Source organism: Bacteroides coprosuis, from assembly GCF_020741705.1.
In the GTDB taxonomy this organism is placed as follows: Bacteria; Bacteroidota; Bacteroidia; order Bacteroidales; family Bacteroidaceae; genus Bacteroides_E; species Bacteroides_E coprosuis.
This window is the reverse complement of sequence record NZ_DYYK01000159.1, coordinates 1-2972: the sequence shown is the minus strand read 5'-3', so window position 1 is coordinate 2972 and position 2972 is coordinate 1. Positions and strand designations below refer to the sequence as shown.

Here is a 2972-nt window from a genome sequence, read left to right as displayed (position 1 = left end):
CAATCGTCTTAATAATAATGTTGCTCATATCATTCATACCTAATACCTGACCTGTTTCAATAAGTGTGCCAGGAGTTAACTCTCCATTAAACACTCGTACATCAGAGTTGATAATAGCTTCGCTGTCTTTAGCGACAATCATTCGAGCAATATCTTTATTACCTAATGCGTCTTTCTGATTAATTTTTTTGTTGTTTGTTGGGGTATAAACAGAAAGTCCAGCACCCTCAATCATATCATTTACTTTAAGACAAAAGTCTTTTGCCGCTTCTGTCGTCATATTTCCGCCATTATAAGCCAACTTATCTTTATCTAAATTCATATTTTCCATTCTCCTTATAAATATTTTTGAGTATAACTAGAGTAATCTTCTAGTTTTTTTAATTTTGGGTGTTTCATAATACTAAATGCGATAATCCCCATACTAACAGGGATTGATAATAATACCAAACCAATAAATCCTATTGTAGTTTGCAAAAAGAACATTACTGATTGAATAATAATCCAACCAATAATTAATCCTAGCGCAATACCAACTACCCATAATAACTTAGTCCAAATAGTTCCATTCTGAAAACTGTTTGATAGTTTTTTCATAATAATTCCTCCTTATGTAGTAAGTATAACACCCTAATTAAAGGGTGTCAATACTTTTTATATTCCGTATTTTTTATTATATTCTGAAAGTGTTCCTCTGTTTTCTAACTCATAGAATACTGGGTCAACATTTTTATCATTTCTTAGAATATCTTCAACTAACTCAACTACTGGATGTCTATGAGTTTTTGTCATATTTACATGGTCGAAAAATTCTTGTTCAGGGTCTTTCTCATATAATCCTTTTAATAATTGATAGAAACCATTTTGTTCTGGGTCTCTTAATTTTTTATCATCTATTTGACTAAAGTTACCAAGCAATATTAGCTTAGCATTTTCCGCACGCAATCTTGTAGCAATAGCAGTTATCGTATGAATATCTAAATTCTGAACCTCATCAATCATAATCCAACCATCTAAAGAACGCCCTCTAATAGACTGTATGCTATCAAAAAATACTTTTTTCTTACTATCATCTTGACCTTCAAATAATAAATAATCTTTAATATTACTATTTTCAGAAGACATTGCATCCAAGTTGTCCAAGAAAGGTGCGATATATGGATATAATTTCTCTCCATCACTTCCTGGAAGGAATCCTCTGTCTGCTCCAACATCTACTTGTAATCTAGTATAAATTAAACGTTTATAATCTTTTGTTTCTATAACTTTTTCTAATCCTACAGCTTGAGCTAATAGAGATTTACCTACACCAGAAGGTCCTGTTAATACTGTAATAGGTTTGTCATTATCCAATGCTCTTAAAGCTAATTTTTGTTCATCGTTTTTTGCACTAATTCCGAAATATCCCATAGATAGTCCCATCCTTATTTGTTATTTTTATCTTCTTCAACTGCTTCTCTTTGTAATTTTTCTGCTCTTTCTTTAATTCTATCTAATAATGTCCAACCTTGCTTACCAGCTATAAATAGATTTCCTGGATGTTCTTTTATCTCTTGTCTATCTTCTTCCTTTATTTGTTGCTTAGCTTTTTTTCTATAATACTCTTTGTCTGCAAAATTTTCTCCTAAATATCTTGCTTGATGCTCTCTTTCTTGCTCTGGTGTATCTTTAATTTTCATAACTATCATGCAGATAATAAAAATAATAATTAATAATGTAATCATTGTAACTCCTCTTTTCTTTGTTTTGTTTTATTTGTTAATACAAGTATAGCATGAAGAAGTTACAATGTCAACACTTATTTTAAATTAATTTTCCGTCACGCCAGATTAATACTAGCTCTTGGTTATCATTTTCAATGTAAAAATGAGTTGTCTCTACACTTTCGGGGTTTGCAAATAAAACTCTATTAATACTCTTATCATCATGTCCTGCATAACGAAATGCTTCGTCTCCTTCACCATCGTGTTTCCATCGTTCTACTAATTTAGGGAATACGGTATCTTCCGTAATTTCTTCCTCGACTTCGACTGTGAAAGTTTCTTCTGGGAAAAATGTTCCGTGTGAGAATTGTATTGCACCATAACGTGATAATGTTACTATATTTCCCATATTTGAATTTGCTGTATAATTACGATATCCACTTTTCAATAGCCACTCAATCAACTGTGGTAATGTGAATTGTTTCTTAGTTTTTATCTTCATAACATCTTCTCCTTATAATATATACTCAAACAAATAGCGTCACATTTATCATCTTCTAATCTTCCACGTTTAGTATATATCTCTGGCATATCACTAGAGAAATAAGCCTTTAAGAACTCAGCAACCACTTGTTTCTTATCAAATTGTTTTAATTCTTCTTTAGTATAGAATGCCTTCTCTGTTAAATATTTTCTACAATATGCTTTTAATGTAGCGTTGTGAATATCAATTATTTCAATATTTCTATTATAGGTTTCTAGTTCCAGTATTGCATGAGCATATAGTACACCTTTTGCTGTGGATGACTTGCCTACGAATGCTTCTTCACGTACAATTACATTAGGTTTATATTCATCATACACTTCTAATATCTTATCAATCAACCCCAAAATCCTAGGAATAGTATCTAATTTCTTATCAGATAGTAACACATCTGAGTATAAAACCGTGATTTTATCAGTTTCAGAATGGCTCTGTGACGGGCTTGAGAGGTTCACTTCTGCGACACAAATGCCAGAATTTGCATAGGAGTAGTCCAGACTCATTATAATCATTTTTCCTCTTCCTCCATCTGTTTAATTACTTCTTTTGTAGTTAATTTACATGTCTTGTTGATATATAGTAGAGTTAAAACAATTAAACCAACAATCCATATATTCGCTTCAGTAGGAATAGCCATTGAGAGTACATACATTATGCCCACAACAATGAAGTATTGAACTATTGCAAATCCCCAACAAAAGAATAAGCCAAACTGTGATATGAAA

At 31.5% G+C, this 2972-nt stretch carries 7 protein-coding genes; all 7 read right to left on the bottom strand.

The features are described 5' to 3' along the window. On the bottom strand, nucleotides 1–331 hold a 331-nt coding region (locus K8V80_RS09600), incomplete at its 3' end, for a hypothetical protein (protein WP_276777428.1). A 5-nt stretch (nucleotides 332–336) separates the two neighbouring features. Continuing rightward, a complete protein-coding gene (locus K8V80_RS09595; protein ID WP_276777426.1) occupies nucleotides 337–597 on the bottom strand; it encodes a hypothetical protein in 261 nt (86 codons plus the stop codon). 57 nt (nucleotides 598–654) lie between these two features. Continuing rightward, nucleotides 655–1422: a PhoH family protein gene (locus K8V80_RS09590; RefSeq protein WP_276777423.1), complete on the bottom strand. Its 768-nt coding sequence runs from the start codon at nucleotides 1420–1422 to the stop codon at nucleotides 655–657. A gap of 2 nt (nucleotides 1423–1424) precedes the next feature. Beyond that, the gene (locus K8V80_RS09585) at nucleotides 1425–1679 is read right to left on the bottom strand and encodes a hypothetical protein (RefSeq protein ID WP_276777421.1); all 255 of its coding nucleotides are present in this window, start codon (nucleotides 1677–1679) and stop codon (nucleotides 1425–1427) included. 124 nt (nucleotides 1680–1803) lie between these two features. Beyond that, nucleotides 1804–2112 (bottom strand): hypothetical protein, encoded by a 309-nt coding sequence (locus K8V80_RS09580; protein ID WP_276777420.1) that lies wholly within the window; start codon nucleotides 2110–2112, stop codon nucleotides 1804–1806. Between the two features lie 89 nt (nucleotides 2113–2201). Further along, on the bottom strand, nucleotides 2202–2750 hold the full coding sequence (locus tag K8V80_RS09575) for a hypothetical protein (protein ID WP_276777417.1): 549 nt from the start codon (nucleotides 2748–2750) through the stop codon (nucleotides 2202–2204). Nucleotides 2751–2755: 5 nt separating this feature from the next. After that, the coding region (locus K8V80_RS09570; protein WP_276777414.1) for a hypothetical protein at nucleotides 2756–2972 on the bottom strand (217 nt) is incomplete at its 5' end.